This window comes from Herminiimonas sp. NPDC097707, assembly GCF_044761395.1.
Taxonomy (GTDB): domain Bacteria; phylum Pseudomonadota; class Gammaproteobacteria; order Burkholderiales; family Burkholderiaceae_D; genus Oxalicibacterium.
The window spans coordinates 2599844-2618727 of record NZ_JBIWCI010000001.1; the positions used below are offsets into that span (position 1 = coordinate 2599844).

Genomic DNA, 18884 nt, shown 5'->3' on the forward strand with positions numbered 1-18884 from the left:
AGTGCACACACAATAACAGGTATTTTTAATGCCACAAAAAATCTGGAGGAGTGTGTGCGGCCGCCTGGCGGTAGTGTGCGATGGGAGCTTGCTGCATTTTCCGCAGCATGTTGATGAACATGCTGCGGGGGAAAGGATTGTTCTGCTATGCGCGGCAGCCGGCGCTCAGATCCATTGATTTGTCGTAATGTTTTGATTCGATCTGCAGCATGCCGAGTATGGAGTGGAACAGATTATCCTGGCTCACCGGATTGCGGCTGCGTTTGCTCAGGCAATCCTTGTCGACCCCAAAGCTGCTGGCGAAGCCTTGCGAGAGCCACATGACCATCGGAATCTCTGTCTGTTCCTTGGGGGCGATCGAATACGGCAAGCCGTGCAGATAGATGCCATGTTCGCCCAGCGATTCGCCATGATCGGACAGGTACAGCATTGCGGTATCGTAAGTCGTTTGCGTTTTCAGATAACTGATCGTTTTCGCCAGGAAATGATCGGTGTACAACACGCCATTGTCATACGCGTTGACGATTTCCTGCTGTGAGCATTTGCTCAGGTCGGAGGTGTCGCAAGTCGGCGTGAAGGAGCGCATGGCAGCCGGATAGCGGCGGAAGTAGGACGGTCCGTGATTGCCCAGCATATGCAGGACGACGAACAGGTTGCCGTTCTGCGCCTTGTGAATTTCGCCATCCATATTATCCAGCAGGATTTCATCGAAGCAGCGTTCGCCATCGCATAGTGCGGCATTCTTGCTGCTGTCGAGACGCTGTTCTTCCAGGCCATCGCAGACGCCTTTGCAACCGGCCTGATTATCGCGCCAGATTGTTTTCAGGCCGGCATGATCGATGATGTGCAACAGTGATTCATGCGCGCGGATTTTTGTTTCATCGTAATTGCGCCGCCCATAAGTCGAGAACATGCAAGGCACTGATACTTCGGTATTGGTGCCGCATGAGCTTGCGTGCGGGAAGTTCACCACATCCAGCTTGCTCAGCTCCGGCGTGGTTTGACGCGCGTAACCGTTCAGGCCCCAGTTTGCTGCGCGTGTCGTTTCGCCTACCACCAGTACAAACAGCATCGGCTTGGCGCGCTGTCCCCAGGCTGCGCCCAGTTTTGCATCGTCGCTGATCGAAATTTTCGGCACATTCGCCTGCGCGGTGTCGGCTGCCACTACGCGCGTCAGTGAAAACAGGTAATTGCTGGGCATGATCAGGAAGCGCACTTCCTTCTGGTTGCGCATCAGTGAAGAAAAATCCTGGAATACCAGCAGAATGGAACCGGCGGCAATGACAATTGCGCCGACGATATACGCCAGACGTACCGGTATGGCACGGCGCAAGGGTATGGTTTTCAAACGTAATTTCCACACCAGCAGAATCGGCAGCGCAGCGTACATGAACATATGTATACAGAAATTCAGAGAGAACAGTTCGCTGGCTTCCTTGACGTCGGTACGCAGAATGTTTCTGACCATTTCCGTATTGAAGAAAACGGTGTACTTGTTCATGTAGTAGGTGGCTGCGGCCGTGACGATGAACAGCACGGTCAGCACCGGTTTGGCGCTCCAGCGATTGAGCACGACAAACAGGCCGGCGCTTTGCAAGGCCGTGATCGCAATGAAAATCGCGCCTGCAAAAAGCCATGAGGCGGGATGCGACCAGTCGCGGTTGGCTAGTGCAGCAGAGAAAAACAGATAGTTGCAGGCGATGGAAAAAAACAGGCTCGCAAGGATGCCGAGCCTTTCAACGCCGATGGCGGGGAGACGAGCAAAAACAGAAAGCAAAGAGCGAGAAACGGCGCCGGTGTTTCCGGCAGCTTGGGACATTTTCAAGGCGGATACCAGCTGCAAGAGGGAAGAAGCTGACACGCTATCGAGATTGCCGTTAAGAATGCGTTAAGGCAACAGACTGGGCATTGCGCGGAACAAGCCGGGAAATGGTGAATCAGCCGGAAATCAGATGCTTGCCGGCTATAGAGTGTGCATCTATTAGATTAGCGTCGCAGCAGTATGGTTTTGCATTGATTCTGCGAGATCCTGATTCGATGGAAATGTCAGGGTAAAACGACTGCCGCCGCCGTTAGGCGTTGCATATTCAATCTGCCAGCCCAGATGGTCGGCGACGCGCTTGACGATGGCCAGTCCCAGGCCGGAACCGACATGCTGGTTGTCGCTACCACGGACAAAACGCTCAAACAGGCGCGCGCGTACGTTTTCCGGCACGCCCGGGCCGTTATCTTCTATCGTCAATTGTTGCGCCGTCAGTTGCACCCGGACGGTGCCTTCTTCCGTGTACTGGCAGGCATTGCGCAGCAGGTTGCCGATCGCAATGCCTGCCAGCTCGGCGCGCGCGTAAACCCAGATGTCGCCCGGTTCCTGGAATTGAATCTGTACCGGCTTGCCGGCCAGCAGTTGCTGGCAGCGTTCGATTTCACGCGCAATCAGATGCGTGAGCGACAATTGACTGCCACCCAATGTTTCCGGCGATTGCGATAGCAGCAGCAAGGCGCCGACGCGTTCCGAAGCCTCTGCCGCGACGCGGCGTATGCGTTCGGCGATGATCAGCTCGTCCGGTGATTGTGCGAGCCGGACCTTCAATAATTCGGATGCGCCCAATACGATGGTCAACGGTGTGCGTAATTCGTGGCTGACGTCGCCGGTGAATAATTTTTCATCCGAGAGAAACTGCTGCAACTGCTCGGTGCGTTTGGCAAACGCACGCGCCAGCATACCGATCTCGTTTTGCGTGGTGAGTGATGGCAGCATGGTTGGCGCATCGTTGCGTTCGACAGCAGCGGCTAATGCGGTAACCGGTGCAATGATGCGTTTTGCAGAGGTCAGGCCGAGTGCGATAGCCAGCAGCATACTAGTAACGAAACCGGCGCCTATCGAAATGAAAATCAACAATTCGAGGAATTCGAAATCGGTGGTGTCATCGCTCAGAACGAAGTGATTGCGACCCTGATTACGCACGATGATGTGCATGGTACGCGTACCGCTTTCGATTTCGTGGATGCCGGGAGCATAGTGGCGCAATTCCGTCGGGATGCCTTGATTGACATAGAAATGTATGTCTTCCGGTAACTCGCTCAGGCGCCCGTTCAGGTGCTGATTGATGGCTTGATCCATCAGCTTGCTCATGTTGTGATCGATTAAACTGGTTTCCGCTATTTCAACCGCAAAATAGGCGACCAGCGAAAAGAAGCTGCATAGCACGAAGGCCAGCAACACAAAGGCGCCGGCAATTCGGTGTTTCAGCGAGAAATTATTTTTCATCTTCCTTGATCAAACGGTAGCCGTTGCCTGGCAGTGTGCGCAGCATCGGGTGGACGAAGGGCCTGTCCATGGCCTGGCGCAAGGCATGAATATGCGTGCGCAGCGCATCGCTGTCAGGCGGATCGTCACCCCATATTTCACGCAATAACTCTTCGCGTGTAATTAGTGCAGGCGCTTTGCGCATCAGTGATTCGAGCAATTTGTAGCCGGTCGGCGTCAAGGGCAGCTTGTGTCCGGCGCGCGTGGCTTCGCAACGGCTGAGGTCGTAACGCAATTCGCCGAATTCAAGAATATGTTCGACATTTTCATTGCGTGCGCGCCGTACCAGCGCCTTCAGCCTGGCTTCCAGTTCCACCAGTGAAAACGGTTTGACCAGGTAATCGTCGGCGCCAACCTCAAAACCGGTCAGCTTGTCCTTTACTGTATCGCGGGCGGTCAGCATCAGGATGGGCGTTGCCAGACGGTGCACCTTGCGCAACTGGCGACATACTTCTATGCCGTCGAGTCCGGGCAGCTCCAGATCCAGCACGATCACATCGTAATGTGCGCTGATGGCGCGTGTGACACCGGCCTGTCCGGTGAGTGCGACATCAAGCGTATAACCGAGCGGTTCGAGGAAGCCGTATAGATTGGCGACGATATCCGGATTGTCTTCGATGATTAGTGCGTACACGTTTGCCTTCCGCTTGGCTATTCGTCGATGGCGGTAAAGCGCTGCACGCTTTTTCCATCGTGCTCGATCATTTCAAAGAATACTGTTTCCGGACGGGTCCAGAACGAACCGTCGGCAGCGGTATAGACGATCATGACGATGTTCGGATCGGATTCGAGTTTGGCGGCGCAGACGAAATCATAGATGCCGCCTTTATAATGTCTGAATTGCATGGTGCTTCTCCTCAAAAATCATTACATCTTGACGATCCAGCTGCCAATCACCAGCACGACGCCGATGTTGATCGGAATATTGATGCCAGCCTGTTTCCTGCCGTAGGCCTGCATGGCATTCAATACTGCAAAGCCACCCCATATCAGCAGATTTCCGCCACCGCGCAGCCAATCAACCTGATCGACGCCGGTCCATAACTGATGCGCACCGGCCAGTGCCAGATAAATGCAGATCGCCGCAAGAAGCAGACGGACGTTTTTCTTTTTAAGGATTTCTTCGAAGGACTGCCCTGAAAACATGTGTACTCCATTTGATGTGCCGTTATTGTAAGTGAGTACGGCAATCGGCATTTAATACTTTGCGGGCAGTACACGCAGCAATTGCCCGTTTGCCTCATCTGTCAGTACATACAGCAAACCATCCGGTCCTTCGCGTATGCGCTGCCCTACATTCTGCAGCAGGCGCTCTTCGTGCACGACCTTGCTATCCTTGAGCTCCAGCCGTGCAAGATAATGGAATTTGAGCGAGCCGACAAACAGGTTTCCTTGCCACGCCTTGCCGTATCTGTCGCTGCGCAAGAAGCGCATGCCGGATGGTGCAATCGATGGGGTCCACTGATGCAGCGGCTGTTCCATGCCGGCTTTTGCTGTCAGGCCTGCACCGATTTTTCCACCGCCATAATTCTCGCCATAAGTGATGACAGGCCAGCCGTAATTTTTTCCGGCCTGCGGCCGATTGATTTCATCGCCGCCTTGCGGGCCATGTTCATGCGTCCACAACTTTCCATCCGGGCCCAGCGTGGCGCCCTGCACATTGCGATGCCCGATGCTCCAGATTTCCGCCAGCGCACCGGGTTTGCCGACGAAAGGATTATCTGTCGGCACCGAACCATCCTTGCGGATACGCACGATTTTCCCGTGATGGTTGTTCAGGGTTTGCGCATCCTGCATGCGACTGAAGCGATCACCCAGTGTCAGGAAGAGCGTGCCGTCGGTGTTTTCAACAATGCGGCAGCCGAAGTGTGCGCGACTGTCGAATTTCGGCTGCTGATTGAACAATACTTTCACTTGTTCCAGTTGCGTGGCATCGTCGGACAAGCGCGCTGATGCCAGCGCCGTCGAATTTCCGTTGCCGCCGGTTTTTGCATTGGCGGCTTTGCTATAGCAAAAATAGATGATGCGATTGCTGCTGAATTGACGGTCCGTGATCACATCGAGCAAGCCGCCCTGACCGCCGACATAGATTTTCGGCAAGCCGGCGACAGGTGCCGAAATCGGAACGCCTGCCTGCACCACACGCAGAGTGCCCGCGCGTTCGCTGACCAGCATGCGCTTGCGATCGATGAAGGCGAGCGCCCATGGGTGATCCAGTCCCTGTGCAATGATTTCCGTGCGTACTGCAGTTGCATCCTGCGCCGAAGCGGAGGGAATGATGATGCATAAGAGCGAAATGACGGCGGCCTTGCAGCAATCCTTGCGCATGGATGCTCCAGGGGCATGAAAGGAAAGAAGCATGATCGGGATCAGGAAAAAGCGTATGGAAAATCCGACCGCGCACTACTGTCCGTGCCAGCGGGCAGACAGCGTATGCGCGGCTTGAAAATACTGGTGATTTTGTATGCGCCGTCCATCAGACACATACAAACGGTATTGGCCTTACGGTGAGGAGTTCGCCAGTTTCTTGACGCTGGTAATTGCGTAACCTTTGGCCTGGATTTGTTCAAAGGGAGCATCGATCGCAAAATTTGCCAGCTGCGTTGCGCCGTCTTCCACATCCACGCCGCGATTCGTCAGTTCCCAATCTGTATTGACCGCCTCTTCCGGGATCAACTTGCCTTCGGGTACGGCCATATAGGAAAAATGACCGGCGTGCTCTGCTCTTCTATAAATATCAATGCGCATGACGAATCCTTAGAAAGGTTAAGAGATGGCCTTTTGTGACTGTACATCGCTGGGATGGTTGCGTGAAGCACCTGGACTGAACTTTGCAGGAATTACATGGCTGGCTTGAATATTGCCTTATTGGCAATTACCGACATTAAGTTGCGGCATCTACGTGCAATGTGACGAATTTCCGACATTTTGAGCGCAGATCGGCACTTTATGTAATAAAAATGGTGTTTTTTTACAAAGAAACGTTACATCCTGGCAATGAATGGCTTGCGCCATGCTAGTGTTTTCATACATTCTAGGGGGAGTAATGCGAACTACTCGAATCTGTGAGAGGTATTCATGTTGAAATTTAATTTTTCAGTGAAGACGCGCGAAGGCCAAAAAATAGAAAGCATTGTGATTGGCGGGATGGATCGCGAAGATGCTGAACGAAAATTGCGGCAAATGTATCGTCATTGCGAAGTATTGCGTTGTGACATAAAGGGGCATGTACAACGCCCTGGTATCGCTCATTCAGTTGACGATATTCTGTCTCTCATCTCGCGCTAAGGCGGGTGCGTCGATAAAGCCTTCGGCCAGCAATTCATCGAGCAAGGTTTCATAATCCTGTGCGCCACGACTGTGAGGTGCATGCTCGAATATTGTCTTGTTATATGCAGGGCTTTCGGCCAGGCTGACATTTTCCGAGATGCGCGTGCGACAGACATCGGCGCCGAATCTTTCTTCCAGTATCTTCAGCACTTCCCACGCCATGCCGCGTCGTCCGTCGAAGCGCGTCAATAAATAACGTCGATTGACGCGGCGCTTCAACACCGGCTCCAGTGCCTTCAAGGTTTTTTCAATCTGGATGGCGCCCTTTGCGGATAGATGATCTGCCGATACCGGCACGATCAGGCAATCGCAGGCAAAGATCGCATTCAGCGACAGCACGCCTATCAACGGGCAGCAATCGATCATCACCGGCGTGTTTTCGTCGTTGAATTTTTCGCCGCGCAAATTGGCATTGAGCATGTTGACGATATCGTAGCCTTTGCCAAACAGGGTATCGATTTTCGATAATTCCATATGCGCGGGGATGATGCCGATGCCGCTGGTAGGCGATGTGCGGACCAGTTCGCGCAGTGTGCGATTGTGCTGAAACAGACTGAGGATGGTGTCGTTGCCTGAGTTCGCCGTCACGCCGGTGACTGCGCTCAGGTGCGCTTGCGGGTCCAGATCAATGCCATAAGGCTGGCAACCGCGTCGTGCCAGTGCGGCGGCAAGATTCAGTGCAGTCGTGGTTTTACCCACACCGCCCTTTTGATTGAATACCGTGACTATCGTCATAAGGTTCCCGAATACGATGCAACTGCATCGATACAGCTATCCATCATTGACGCGACCGGCATGGGGCCGCCATGATTTCCAGTGCATTATTTCAATGCGCGAATGCTGGGGCATGGACGGCGGGCACGTAGTTCAGGAATAGTAACATCATGATTTGTCATGCCGCCATTCAGTCTCGCACACGCACAGCACTATTCAATCAAGTCTGGGACCACGGCGCTTTCCTTTCTTCCCTCACTGTTCAGAATGTTTTTCTCTGGCGGTAATGCAGAAAAATTTCAATGGTGGCGAGCATGGCAGAAGATATGGCGAGCAATGGCATCGCGACAAACAGACATGCGGTGCATATCCATCCTCCAACAGGCATGGCTTTCCATGCGCCGGGCAGCAGCTTCGGCAAGCCGAAGGCACCCGTCTTGCGGCGCTTGAAGAACATGACCCAGCCGGAGAGCAGTGAAAAAACAATGCCCAAGCCGAATAGCAGTAGTAGAAGCTGATTCCACCAGCCGAATTCGCCGCGATGGAACGGGATGCCGATACCGGTGGCCTTGGAAAAGGTGGTCTGATTGTTCCAGTTAGAGTAGAACAAGGCATTGCCGCTGTATGCATCGAGCATCATGTCGACGCGTTTTTTCGGCTGTGCGGGATCGTAACTGTTCACGCGCCATGTGCCGAGACTATCGCGCGGCGCAACCAGCTGCAATGCAACTGCGGGTGCCTGCCGTCGTGCGGCATCTGCTGCAGCCTGCCACGTCATTGGCGCGATACCGTCCATGGCTGTCGACGTCAAATTACGCGGCGCCTGCGGCGATGCCTGACCGATGCTGTCGCGCGCCAGACGAATTTGATCGCCGGCATATTTGCTCCATGTCAAACCGGTTGTCAGGATAACGAAACTCATCACACTCAATGCAACGCCGATGAAGCCGTGCCATTGCGCCCATGCCTTGCGGCCGCTGGCGCCGCGTTGCGGCAAACCTTTTTCACTGTTGCGCGGCCACCATAAATAAACGCCGGTCAGCAGCATCACCATCAACCAGCTTGCCGCCAGTTCAATCAGCCAGCGCCAGCTGTCGCCTTGCAGCAGAGCGGAATGCAGTTTCTTGCTCCAGGCGCCAAAGCGTTCGTTCCCTGCATGCATGCCCAGTACGGTAGTCGTATAGGGATTGACGTAAACCACGGCGGTTCGTGCACTGCGATTGGCTGCCGCAGTCTTTGCCGGAGCGGCCCGATGAGCAGCATGTTCGTCTGTCGATGTGTGTGCGTTGTGCGGGTCGGGCAGCATGAAAAATACCCTGACACTATCGCTAGGCGCGAAAGCCGGAACGACCGAACGTAACGATGATTCTGCCGGTACGGCAAGGCGAGCGGCGCTTATCGCAGCATCCAGCGTGCGCATCTCGCCGACAGGCTGGACATGATCCAGATCAGCGTACAAAAACTGCTCGATTTGCGGCGTAAAGATATACAGAATGCCGGTCAGCGCCGCAAGCAGCGCGAATGGCGATGCGATCAGCGCGGCCCAGAAATGGATGCGCCAGAACAGGCTTTTTCGCCTCGCCGCAAGCGATGCAAGTTCGTGTTGTGCCGGCATGGCAGTCTTATTCATGGCGCATCCTATTCCAGCTTGCTTAATCGAGATCAAACTTCAACTCCGCCAGCACGGTGCGCTGCGGATACGGGTGGAAGTTCCAGTATTTTTTGTTGTTGAGGTTGTCGATGCCAAGCGATGCCGTCCATTGCTTGGCGATCCGATAGCGTACGCGTACATCGGTGACGAAAAAGCTGCTGACTCCGGTATAGGCAAAGCCGTTGACATCGCTGTTATCGAGCTGGCCATATTGACGACCGCTGTAGCGCGCACCGAAGGTGTAAGTCCAGCGATCATCAGGGCGATAGCTTGCAAGTGCACTTGCGCGCCACTTCGGCACACGCGGCTGCCATTTGCCGACGCTTGCGGGGTTGTTGTCATTCCTGACGGTTTTGGAATCGGCAAAGGTCACGCTGCCTGACAGATCCAGCCCGCGTATCGCAATATCATTTGCCTGATAGGCGACTTCCAGACCGGTGGTGCGCATGTGGTCGACGTTCTGTACCGTCGATACCGTGGCACCCGCAATGACATTGAGTTGTGAGTACAAGGCGTCGTGCGTGTCTTCATGAAAGATCGTGATACGCAACAAGCCGTTGCCGAGATCGCGCTCTACGGTAAATTCACTAGTCCATGATTTTTCCGGTTTCAGATTGGGATCATTCCGCACGATCGTGTTGTCCGCGGCAATTGCGCCCTGATACAACTCGGATACGGTTGGGAAACGTATCGCACGCCCCAATGATGCTTTCAATGCCCATGCCGGCGCCACTTGATAAGCGATGGCGGCTTTTGGTGAAAAATAATTTTCACTTCTTTCACTAAATCTCAGCGTCGAACTGGCGTTTGAGATGGAACCATTACTTGCCTGCCATTGCTCCAGACGACCGCCGAGCGTGGTTTTCCAGGCCTTTGCGAAACGCCATGTGTCTTGCGCGTACAGGCTTTGCAATTGCGTATTACCGGTAAAAGCGGATGTGCGCTGGCTGGCATCTCCATGAATCCAGTTGCTTGTGCTGAATACAGCAGTACGTAGGCGATAGTCATCCTGCTGATAGCCGAAATCCACGATATGCGGCCCCTGAATGCCGTCCGGCCGCCATATTCCTTTCAGTGCAAACGTGTTCCATCCTGTTCCGCTCATGTCAGTCAACATCCCGGCACCGCCGATTGCAGCATTTGGCAAGGCCGTGGTGGATGTACGCACTTCATCTTTTGCATAGTCGTACAGGCTTGTCGCCACCTCCCAATCCCAAGTGCTCTTGGTATTGCTCTTGACGGACAGTGCATGCATGACATGCTCCAACTTGCCGCGACTGCTTGAAAAATCTGTATTGCCTAGTGCATAGTCGCGTCCGTCGATATTGACAGTACCGCTGTAGACAGGGTTGCCCGCAGCATCCCGAAGATAGCTGTCCGAGGTCCGTTTCGCATCATTGCTCCACCATCCAAGCGTGTAACTTGCACGCACGGTCGGCGAGAAATCGTAAGCCAGTTTGACCTTGGCCTGATCCTGCACGGTGCGTACTTGATTGCTGGTGCCAAGAATGACGTTCTGTGCATTTTTTGTGTCTCTGCTGCTAACGGCGCCCGTCACAGGTGTGCCGACGTTGCCTACGGCACCGAGTGGCTTGCTCACAATTACCAGCGGCTGGCCGTCGCTCTCCAGATGATTCACGTTCAGCCACCAGGACCATGCGCCGTTGCGATCGCCCAGCGAGGCGCTTTCCTGATGGCCGGAATAACTGGAGTGCGTGTTGTACAGATCGAAGTTTTGCGTAAAGCCGGTCACCTTGACGTGACCTTCAAACTTGCTTGGCATACGCGTTACATAATCGACTACCGCACCAACGGAATTGCCAGGATAAGCAGCCGAGAATGGGCCGTACAGCACATCCACGCGTTCTATCTGTTCCGGCGTCACCATGCCCCAGCGGGGGGTAAAGGTCGCGCCATTGCCCAGCAGGTTGGACAATAAAATGCCATCGGCATACACCATGGAACGCGCGCTATTGCCTGTGCCTGAAGCACGGCTGGCGAGAATGGCGTGATCGTAGTCGCCGATATAGCGTTTGCGTACCAGCAGGCTGGGGAAATATTTCAGCGCATCTTCAGCGTCGGTCGCATTGATGGTTTCCGCTATCTGTTTGCCGGTAATGCTTTCAATTGTGGTTGGGATCTGTGTCGGCAACGAAGTTGGCTGACCGCTGGTTACGGTAATCGTGCCCAGTGTCTTGACGACGGCGTCTGTTGTCTCCTGTGCGTATGCACAGGTCGAGAAAGCTGCGAGTACGGCAGCGTAAATCGGATTGAGTCGATGTTTCATTCTTCGTTATCCTTGTTTTCTGCATAGACAGTGAGCGCAGGCGTCGCTGCCGGATATTGATACGTGACGGTTTAATTTTGATGCGGTGCGCCGGGTGACGAATGGGGCGTAGAGTTCAGCGCACGTGCCGGCATCTTCAATTCAAGCGTTTCGCGCTTCTTGTCCTTGTCTTCAAACACCAGCGTCAGCGGCACGACATCGCCTTCCCTGATTGGATTCTTCAAGTCGAAAAACATGACGTGATAACTGCCCGGTTTCAATGTCACGGTTTTGCCGGCTGGCAGATCGAGGGCGGGAATCTGGCGCATGCGCATGATGTTGTCCTGCATGGCCATTTCATGGATTTCTGCGCGCGCGAGCGGAGAGCTAACCGCGACCAGGCGTGCATCGGTTTTGCTGTTCAGTTGCATGAAGGCGCCAGTGGCTTTTTGTGCCGGCACCGTGGCGCGCACCCATGGATCAGTGACGGTGACTTGTGCAAATGACGCGAGCGAGAATGCGCTTAACAGAGCGGTCAAAAATATTTTTTTCATGATGTTTTCCTTGATTAATTGAAGTGCGATGCGCCGGATCAGCGCGTGATGCCGAGGGCGGAGCGGCTGATGACGACGCATGACGGAGCGCAGCCAGGATGGCGCGTATCGGTCAGGGTCTGCAGCGGGATGAGCTGCATTTCAACCGCGGGAAAGGACGTTTTGGTTTGCAATACGGCAGAACGATGCATGCTGTACGACAGCGCTGCAATCAGAATGGCGATGACATTAAGGGCAATGACAAACTTGCGTCGGGTAGACATGGCAAGCTCCTGTTTCGAGATGAAGGCACGCCGACAGACGAGCGCCTGCTATCAGCAAGCGTGACTATCGGTACTCGGCAACGATCAGGAAAAAGCGGGAGGAGCGCGCGGTTGCGCCACGGCCCATGCAAACAGCGGGCGCGACGACTGGTAGAACAGGGAAGGGAGAACGTGGTCGCCACTGACGACCGGCATGACAAAATCAGCTGCAGGTGGCAAGCCGATGGTGCCGGCGTGGCTCAGGCAAAACGGGCAGTGTTCGAAATGCACGGCCTGCTCATTGGTGGCTGGTGCTTTTTGGCTTTGTTCGGCATCAACCATCACCATCTTGCTGCCGGCGACGGTACAAATTTCCATCCATGCGTTCGGAGCGCCTTGGGCGGCAGCAACGGCGTGAGAAATGGAAGGCGCAAGCGATGCCATCAGAATCGCAAAACATGCGATCCAGACAGCAAACTGATGCTTGGCTTTTGTCATTCTCATTACGGAGCGTTATTGGATAAAAATTTATTCACTTGCGGAAGCCGTGCTGTGCACGGCACTGAGCCATTATTTCACAGCGTATTATAGTTGGGCTGCGCTGGAATGGGTAGCATGAGCGGCAACAGTAGCTGTCCCGGCATCCTGCAGCGCAACATACATACACTTGATCGGTAATCCGGCCCTATGAATACAAACCCTTCCGCCATGAAACAAGAAAACGGCCTGCTGCTTGCTGCAGCCTTGATCGTCATTGCGCTTGCGGTGTCCGCGATCCACCCTTTCGACAGACTGACATGGCTGATGGAGGTGATGCCGGTACTGATTGCGCTGCCGCTGCTTGCCTATACTTACCGGCGCTTTCCGCTGACGAATCTGTTGTACTGTCTGATTTTCATTCATGCACTGATCCTGATCGGCGGCGGTACTTATACGTATGCGCGCGTGCCGGTCGGTAACTGGGTGCAGGATCTGTTATCGCTGGCGCGCAACCCCTACGACAAGCTGGGTCACTTCTGGCAGGGGTTGGTGCCGGCGTTGGTAGCGAAGGAAATTCTGCTGCGTGGCAAATATGTATCCGGCCAGAAAATGCTGGCCTTCCTGTCGATCTGCGTTGCGATGGCGATTAGCGCCTGGTATGAGTTGATCGAATGGTGGGCCGCGCTGATCATGGGTCAGGGCGCAGATGAGTTTCTTGGTACGCAAGGCGATCAATGGGACACCCAATCCGATATGTGGATGGCATTTCTCGGTGCGACGGTGGCCATGGTGTTGCTGGCCGGCTTGCATAACCGGCAGCTCAGGCAATTCGAGGAGTCGCCCGGAACTGTTGAAAATTGATGCTGTCGCATCAATGGTTGGCATTCGCCACGATGTTCGATTGCACAGGAGGCGTTCAACATGATTACGGAAAATACCCAGTCCCGCATTATTCCCTGCCTGCGTTACCGCGATGCACCGGCTGCGATTGCGTGGCTGTGCGACACGTTCGGTTTTGAAAAACAGGCGGTCTATGCCAATCCGGACGGCAGCATCGCGCATGCGCAACTGACATCCGGCAAGGGCATGATCATGATCGGCTCGGTCAGCCCGGAAAGCGAATGGGGCAAGCTGATCAGGCAGCCGGATGAAATCGGCGGTGTGGAAACGCAGAGCTCGTATCTGATTGTGGACGATGCAGATGTGGTTTATGCACGGGCGAAGGCTGCGGGTGCGAAGATCGTGATCGAGATCAAATTCGAGGATTACGGCGGCCGCGGCTTCAGCTGCCTCGACCTGGAAGGCCGGCTATGGAACATCGGCACCTACGATCCCTGGTGATGCGCGCATGATATCCGCATGAATCCCGCACTCCATACAACAGGAACCGACTATGCATAAGCACGACGCTGCAGCCAGAAAATTGTTTGGCGTCTCTTACGACGAGCTGGATGAGAGTGCACGCAAGGTCATGCACCATATGGTTGGACGTACCCATATCGCGCGCAATACCGACAAGGATTATGCTGCAAAGGCCAGTCGCGGTCAGCGCGCCGCCGATGCGGTCGCCGCGTTTGGCGGCTCCTGGATTTTCATCGGCTTGTTTGCTGCCACGATGCTGGTATGGATAAGTCTGAATTCCCTGGTTTTGCTGCACTATGACAAGGCCTTTGATCCCTACCCTTATATTTTGCTGAATCTGGTCTTGTCGATGCTGGCGGCGATACAGGCACCTGTCATCCTGATGTCGCAAAACCGGCAGGCTGAAAAAGACCGCTTGAACGCACAGCACGATTACGAAGTGAACTTGAAAGCGGAACTGGAGATCATGCTCTTGCATGAAAAAATAGATATGCTGCGAGAAGGGCAATGGAGCACGCTGCTGGATCTGCAAAAGGAACAGCTGGCCATGCTGACTAGCCTGAACGAACAAAAAAACCAGCGCAATTGAGTCTTTTTTCCGGGCATGAAAGGACAGTCATTGAACGAACAGGCAGTGCAACAATATCTGTACGATCACATTCCCTTATCCAGAGCGATGCAGGTAGAGGTGCTAAGCGTGCAGCCGGATGCAGTTATTCTGTCTGCGCCACTGGCGCCGAATATCAATCATCAGGAAACCGTATTCGGCGGCAGCGCTTCCGCAGTGGCGATACTTGCCGCATGGTCGCTGCTGCATGTACGGCTCAATACTGCCGGCATCAAGAGCCAGCTCGTGATTCAAGCTAACACCATGCAGTATGAATTGCCGATCAGCGGCACTTTTACGGCGCGCGCGACCATCGCCGAGCCGGCCGCCTGGCAACGCTTCGTGCGCACTTTCGAGCGCAGGGGGCGGGCTCGTATTTCCGTCACTTCGGTGCTGGAGTACGAGGGCCGGCAAGCAGGATGCCTGCAAGGCGAGTTTGTTGCGCTGGCGCCTGCAGCGACCTGATTCGGACCTGATTTCATATGCAGTCATCGTGACAGGCAGATGGCCGGAGCAGGTGTGGGCGATGGCATTTTTGCGCTATAGTGCTGCAAACGCAAAATGCAGTGCCATGTACACCACTCTGTACTGCCGCTTCGGTCAGACAGTGCGGATAGGCTGCAATCCTGATTTCATCATTTTTCATTCAATACTTTCATCATGAGCGACGACAATTTCAAGGCCAAAGACATTTCCAGAAAACCGCCGGCACCGCCGGATCCGAATCAAAAATTCTGGGATATGGCCGATACCTTTATCCAGCTTGCGAATGAAAATTCCAAAGGCGCGGCAGCCGGCCAGGTATGTGCATCAATGATGTACGCGAGCGCCCGCTTCGGCGCGTTTGTCGCGTCCGGCGATGCGCCATCGGAAGCGACCTTCAAGGATCAGATAGAGGGTGCGGTTGCGTATTTCCGTACCGAGTATGAAAAGATGCTGCGTGAAAATTTCCGCGATTATGCGGAAAATTTCCAAAGCTATCATCCGGAAAAGAAATAAGCCTGAAGCTGTAATACGCACGGGACGTAAAAAAGCCTCGATCTGCGATTGCCGCAGCATGGAGGCTTTTTTACATCCGCCTGGAATGGACTGACGGTTCAGGCCGATTTGGACAGCAGATTGAAATGTTCAACAGTTGGCGGTGCGGCGAAGTATGGGCCGACAATTGCGCGCCATTCCTGGAATGCCGGCGATTCACGGAAATCGACAGTGTGATTTTCCAGTGTTTCCCAGTAAATCTGGATCACGTAACGCTCAGGTGTTTCTATGCATTTGTTGATCACGTGCTGTTTGTAGCCTTTGGCCTTGGCGATGACTTGTTCCAGGCCGCGTTGCACGGCGGCGTCAAATTCGGTTTGCTTGCCCGGCTGGATGCGAATGTCGACGAGTTCGAGAATCATGTTGGGTCCCTGTAAAAGTTTTGAATGCGGAATTATTGCATTTTGTCCCGCATGCCGCATCCGCTGTCTGCTGTGCGCGTATCTTTGCGCATCCGGCAGCAGAGACAGCGTCTGATCGTGTTAAGTTGGCTGTAAAAGTTGGCTGTAATAACCGGAGAAGCCCATGCAGAAAAATTTTAGCGTAATCATGCTGACAGCCATCGCGCTTGCCTGGCCGGTGTTGCCCTTGCATGCAGAAGAAATCGGTGAAGTTAGTACGGTCTTCCGTTTTCTCGGCAAGAATGATCGCATCGTCATCGAAGCCTACGACGATCCGAAGGTAGAGGGTGTGTCGTGTTACGTTTCGCGCGCGCGTACCGGTGGTATCAGCGGCACGGTCGGTCTGGCCGAAGACACGGCGGATGCGTCTATAGCGTGCCGGCAGGTAGGCGATACGCTGCGTTTCACCGCTAAGCTGCCGCGGCAGGAAGAAGTATTTTCCGAACGTCAATCGATCGTATTCAAGCGCCTGCATATTGTGCGCGTGGTCGATCCGTTGCGTAATACACTAGTGTATCTGACCTATTCCGACAGGCTGATTGAAGGCAGTCCGAAAAACGGCGTGACAGCGGTGCCGGTACCGCGTAGCAACCCGATTCCCTTGAAAAAATAATCCGCTCACCCTTACCCGGTTCATTCATGCTCGCTTCCGCCAAATTCAATACCATTGTCATCGCTTCCTATGTTCTGGCGGCTGCAGCCCTGCTGCTCGTCATGCATCAGGGTTTGCTGGCGGCACTTTTCTCCGGTTTACTCGTGTATTCGCTGGTGCAGTTGCTGGCGCCCAAGCTGGGCAAGAAGCTGGTCGGACGACGGGCGCAGGTAGTGGCGGTGGCTTTGTTGAGTTGCCTCATTGTGGCGGCACTGACGGTGGGAATCTGGGGGGCTTTCCGCTTTCTGCAAAGCGATGCCGGCAGAATCTCGGTGCTGCTGCAAAAAATGGCCGATATTCTGGAAGCTTCGCGTAGCCAGATTCCGGCGTGGATGGCCACCTATATTCCGGTTGATGCAGAGGCCTTGCGCGACACGCTTACCGGCTGGTTGCGTGCACATGCGCTGGAAGCGCGCTCCATGGGCAGTGAGGCGGGCCGTATATTGGCGCATATTCTGATCGGCATGATCATCGGTGCGATGGCTGCGCTGTACGACACCACGACCACGCGCAGCTATAAACCGCTGGCCGCTGCACTGCATGTGCGCGTCGTGGTCCTGCATGAGGCGTTCCGCAATATCGTGTTTGCACAGGTACGTATTGCTGCCATCAATGCGGTGTTGACCGGTATTTACCTGATTGTGATTCTGCCGCTGGCCGGCATCGAGCTGCCCTTGCGCAAGACGATGGTCGTGGTGACTTTCCTCGTCGGCTTGCTGCCGGTGATCGGCAATCTGATTTCAAACACCATACTGGTGATCATCGGTCTGTCGCATTCGCTGCATACCGCATTCGGATCATTGCTGTTCCTGATGACGATACACAAGCTGGAATATTTCCTGAATGCGAAAATCATCGGTCATCACATCGATGCGCGTACCTGGGAGTTGCTGACGGCGATGCTGGTGATGGAGTCGATATTCGGCATCCCCGGCGTGGTGGCAGCGCCGGTGTTTTATGCCTACATCAAGAAGGAATTGAGCAGTCGCGGTCTGGTCTGAAGCGTAGATTTATTGCGGATCTTTGGCTTGCAGCCATGCCGCAGCACCCAGACCGGCGGTGCGCCCGCTGGCAAAACAGGCGCTGAGTAGATAGCCGCCCGTTGGCGCTTCCCAATCCAGCATTTCGCCGGCGCAAAATACGCCGGGCATGGCGGGCGCCATCAGGCGTTCGTCCAGCGCTTCAAACAGCACGCCGCCGGCACTGCTGATGGCTTCATCCAGCGGACGTGCTGCAACTAGCTGCAGCGGCAAGCCCTTGATGGCCTGTGCCAGTTTGTGCGGATGTGCGTAATCCTCTTTCGCCACCACTTCGCGCAACAACCCCGCCTTCACGCCGGCAATGCCGACCTTGCTTTGCAAATGACTGGCCATGGAACGCGCGCCGCGCGGCTGGGAAACTTCGTCAAGTACGCGCTCGAAAGTTTTGCCGGGTGCGAGATCCAGCGTCAGCGTTGCATAACCTTGCCGGATGATCTGTTCGCGCAAGTGTGCCGACAAGGCATAGATCAGGCTGCCTTCAATACCTGTGGCGGTGACGACAAATTCGCCCTGCCGTTTGTATTCGCTGTCATCAACAGCAAGGCAACTGGCAATGACCGCCTTGACGGGCTGGCCGGCGAAGCGCCCCTGAAAATGCGCACTCCAGCCGATATCGAAGCCGCAGTTGGCCGGTTTCAGCGGTGCCGCCGCAATCCCGTGTTGCGCCAGCAATGGCAGCCATGCGCCATCGGAGCCCAGTCGCGCCCAGCTGCCGCCGCCCAGCGCCAGTATCGTCGCATCGGCCTGCCGCTTGTGCTCGCCTTCCGGCGTGGCGAAACGCAGATGGCCTGTCTCGTCCCATCCCAGCCAGCGATGACGCATGTGAAATTTGACGCCGGCATCGCGCAGGCGCTTCAGCCATGCGCGCAACAGCGGCGCGGCTTTCATATCGTTTGGAAAGACGCGTCCCGACGAGCCGACAAAGGTCTCTATGCCGAGTTCATGCGCCCATGCACGCAGCGCATCCGGATCGAAGGTTTGCAACATGGGAGCGATCTGCGGCGCGCGGCTACCGTAGCGCGACAGGAAGGCTGCACCTGCTTCGGTATGCGTCAGATTCATTCCGCCTTTGCCGGCCAGCAGGAATTTGCGGCCGACCGAAGGCATGGCGTCGTATACATCCACTGCCATGCCGTGCGAAATCAGCATTTCTGCAGCCATCAGGCCGGCCGGGCCACCGCCAATGACGGCGACTTTGCGTGAGGATAGTGCGTGATCAGACATAAGCAGGGGCTGGCTG

22 protein-coding genes are annotated in these 18884 nt (G+C 54.9%); 7 read left to right on the plus strand and 15 right to left on the minus strand.

Annotated elements, in window-relative coordinates; genetic code table 11:
• Positions 1 to 145 precede the first annotated feature (145 nt).
• From ACIQW9_RS12635 to ACIQW9_RS12695, 13 genes are all read right to left on the minus strand, one after another.
• Positions 146 to 1819 carry a phosphoethanolamine transferase gene (locus ACIQW9_RS12635; RefSeq protein ID WP_402337354.1) on the minus strand — a complete coding sequence of 558 codons (1674 nt, stop codon included), beginning with the start codon at positions 1817 to 1819 and terminating at the stop codon, positions 146 to 148.
• A gap of 162 nt (positions 1820 to 1981) precedes the next feature.
• The gene (locus ACIQW9_RS12640; RefSeq protein ID WP_402337357.1) at positions 1982 to 3268 is read right to left on the minus strand and encodes a sensor histidine kinase; all 1287 of its coding nucleotides are present in this window, start codon (positions 3266 to 3268) and stop codon (positions 1982 to 1984) included.
• Positions 3258 to 3941: a response regulator transcription factor gene (locus tag ACIQW9_RS12645; protein ID WP_402337359.1), complete on the minus strand. Its 684-nt coding sequence runs from the start codon at positions 3939 to 3941 to the stop codon at positions 3258 to 3260. The genes ACIQW9_RS12640 and ACIQW9_RS12645 overlap by 11 nt, the downstream gene beginning before the upstream one ends.
• A 17-nt stretch (positions 3942 to 3958) precedes the next feature.
• Positions 3959 to 4153: a DUF1653 domain-containing protein gene (locus ACIQW9_RS12650; protein WP_402337361.1), complete on the minus strand. Its 195-nt coding sequence runs from the start codon at positions 4151 to 4153 to the stop codon at positions 3959 to 3961.
• Positions 4154 to 4174: 21 nt separating this feature from the next.
• Positions 4175 to 4453, minus strand: coding sequence for a hypothetical protein (locus ACIQW9_RS12655; protein WP_402337364.1), 279 nt, complete (start codon positions 4451 to 4453; stop codon positions 4175 to 4177).
• A 51-nt stretch (positions 4454 to 4504) separates the two neighbouring features.
• Positions 4505 to 5635, minus strand: coding sequence for a PQQ-dependent sugar dehydrogenase (locus ACIQW9_RS12660; RefSeq protein WP_402337366.1), 1131 nt, complete (start codon positions 5633 to 5635; stop codon positions 4505 to 4507).
• A gap of 174 nt (positions 5636 to 5809) precedes the next feature.
• Positions 5810 to 6055 carry a DUF6139 family protein gene (locus ACIQW9_RS12665; protein WP_402337369.1) on the minus strand — a complete coding sequence of 82 codons (246 nt, stop codon included), beginning with the start codon at positions 6053 to 6055 and terminating at the stop codon, positions 5810 to 5812.
• Positions 6056 to 6559: 504 nt separating this feature from the next.
• Positions 6560 to 7372: a ParA family protein gene (locus ACIQW9_RS12670; protein WP_402337372.1), complete on the minus strand. Its 813-nt coding sequence runs from the start codon at positions 7370 to 7372 to the stop codon at positions 6560 to 6562.
• Between the two features lie 241 nt (positions 7373 to 7613).
• Complete coding sequence (locus ACIQW9_RS12675; protein ID WP_402337375.1) at positions 7614 to 8981, minus strand: PepSY-associated TM helix domain-containing protein; 1368 nt, start codon at positions 8979 to 8981, stop codon at positions 7614 to 7616.
• Between the two features lie 22 nt (positions 8982 to 9003).
• On the minus strand, positions 9004 to 11289 hold the full coding sequence (locus tag ACIQW9_RS12680) for a TonB-dependent receptor (RefSeq protein ID WP_402337377.1): 2286 nt from the start codon (positions 11287 to 11289) through the stop codon (positions 9004 to 9006).
• 71 nt (positions 11290 to 11360) lie between these two features.
• Positions 11361 to 11822: a copper chaperone PCu(A)C gene (locus ACIQW9_RS12685; RefSeq protein WP_402337380.1), complete on the minus strand. Its 462-nt coding sequence runs from the start codon at positions 11820 to 11822 to the stop codon at positions 11361 to 11363.
• 38 nt (positions 11823 to 11860) lie between these two features.
• Positions 11861 to 12085: a hypothetical protein gene (locus ACIQW9_RS12690; protein WP_402337382.1), complete on the minus strand. Its 225-nt coding sequence runs from the start codon at positions 12083 to 12085 to the stop codon at positions 11861 to 11863.
• 84 nt (positions 12086 to 12169) lie between these two features.
• Positions 12170 to 12568, minus strand: a complete 399-nt coding sequence (locus ACIQW9_RS12695) for a DUF2946 domain-containing protein (RefSeq protein ID WP_402337385.1) — start codon at positions 12566 to 12568, stop codon at positions 12170 to 12172.
• Positions 12569 to 12772: 204 nt separating this feature from the next.
• Between ACIQW9_RS12695 and ACIQW9_RS12700 the strand changes: the two genes are divergently transcribed.
• The 5 genes from ACIQW9_RS12700 to ACIQW9_RS12720 all read left to right on the plus strand — a co-directional run bounded on the left by ACIQW9_RS12700 (position 12773) and on the right by ACIQW9_RS12720 (position 15512).
• Entirely contained in the window at positions 12773 to 13405 is a 633-nt protein-coding gene (locus tag ACIQW9_RS12700) for a DUF2238 domain-containing protein (RefSeq protein WP_402337388.1), read from the plus strand.
• A 60-nt stretch (positions 13406 to 13465) separates the two neighbouring features.
• On the plus strand, positions 13466 to 13885 hold the full coding sequence (locus tag ACIQW9_RS12705; RefSeq protein ID WP_402337391.1) for a VOC family protein: 420 nt from the start codon (positions 13466 to 13468) through the stop codon (positions 13883 to 13885).
• A 52-nt stretch (positions 13886 to 13937) separates the two neighbouring features.
• Positions 13938 to 14495, plus strand: coding sequence for a DUF1003 domain-containing protein (locus ACIQW9_RS12710; RefSeq protein WP_402337393.1), 558 nt, complete (start codon positions 13938 to 13940; stop codon positions 14493 to 14495).
• A gap of 30 nt (positions 14496 to 14525) precedes the next feature.
• Positions 14526 to 14978 carry a thioesterase domain-containing protein gene (locus ACIQW9_RS12715; protein ID WP_402337396.1) on the plus strand — a complete coding sequence of 151 codons (453 nt, stop codon included), beginning with the start codon at positions 14526 to 14528 and terminating at the stop codon, positions 14976 to 14978.
• 195 nt (positions 14979 to 15173) lie between these two features.
• Positions 15174 to 15512, plus strand: a complete 339-nt coding sequence (locus tag ACIQW9_RS12720) for a DUF3144 domain-containing protein (protein ID WP_402337399.1) — start codon at positions 15174 to 15176, stop codon at positions 15510 to 15512.
• 98 nt (positions 15513 to 15610) lie between these two features.
• Here ACIQW9_RS12720 and ACIQW9_RS12725 read toward each other — a convergent pair whose 3' ends face one another.
• On the minus strand, positions 15611 to 15913 hold the full coding sequence (locus ACIQW9_RS12725; RefSeq protein ID WP_402337402.1) for an antibiotic biosynthesis monooxygenase family protein: 303 nt from the start codon (positions 15911 to 15913) through the stop codon (positions 15611 to 15613).
• A gap of 187 nt (positions 15914 to 16100) precedes the next feature.
• Here ACIQW9_RS12725 and ACIQW9_RS12730 point away from each other — a divergent pair, with 187 nt between their 5' ends.
• Positions 16101 to 16565: a CreA family protein gene (locus ACIQW9_RS12730; RefSeq protein ID WP_402338033.1), complete on the plus strand. Its 465-nt coding sequence runs from the start codon at positions 16101 to 16103 to the stop codon at positions 16563 to 16565.
• A 26-nt stretch (positions 16566 to 16591) separates the two neighbouring features.
• Positions 16592 to 17605, plus strand: coding sequence for an AI-2E family transporter (locus tag ACIQW9_RS12735; RefSeq protein ID WP_402337405.1), 1014 nt, complete (start codon positions 16592 to 16594; stop codon positions 17603 to 17605).
• 9 nt (positions 17606 to 17614) lie between these two features.
• Here the strand turns inward: ACIQW9_RS12735 and ACIQW9_RS12740 are convergent, their stop codons facing one another.
• The gene (locus ACIQW9_RS12740; RefSeq protein WP_402337408.1) at positions 17615 to 18868 is read right to left on the minus strand and encodes a TIGR03862 family flavoprotein; all 1254 of its coding nucleotides are present in this window, start codon (positions 18866 to 18868) and stop codon (positions 17615 to 17617) included.
• Positions 18869 to 18884: the final 16 nt, after the last annotated feature.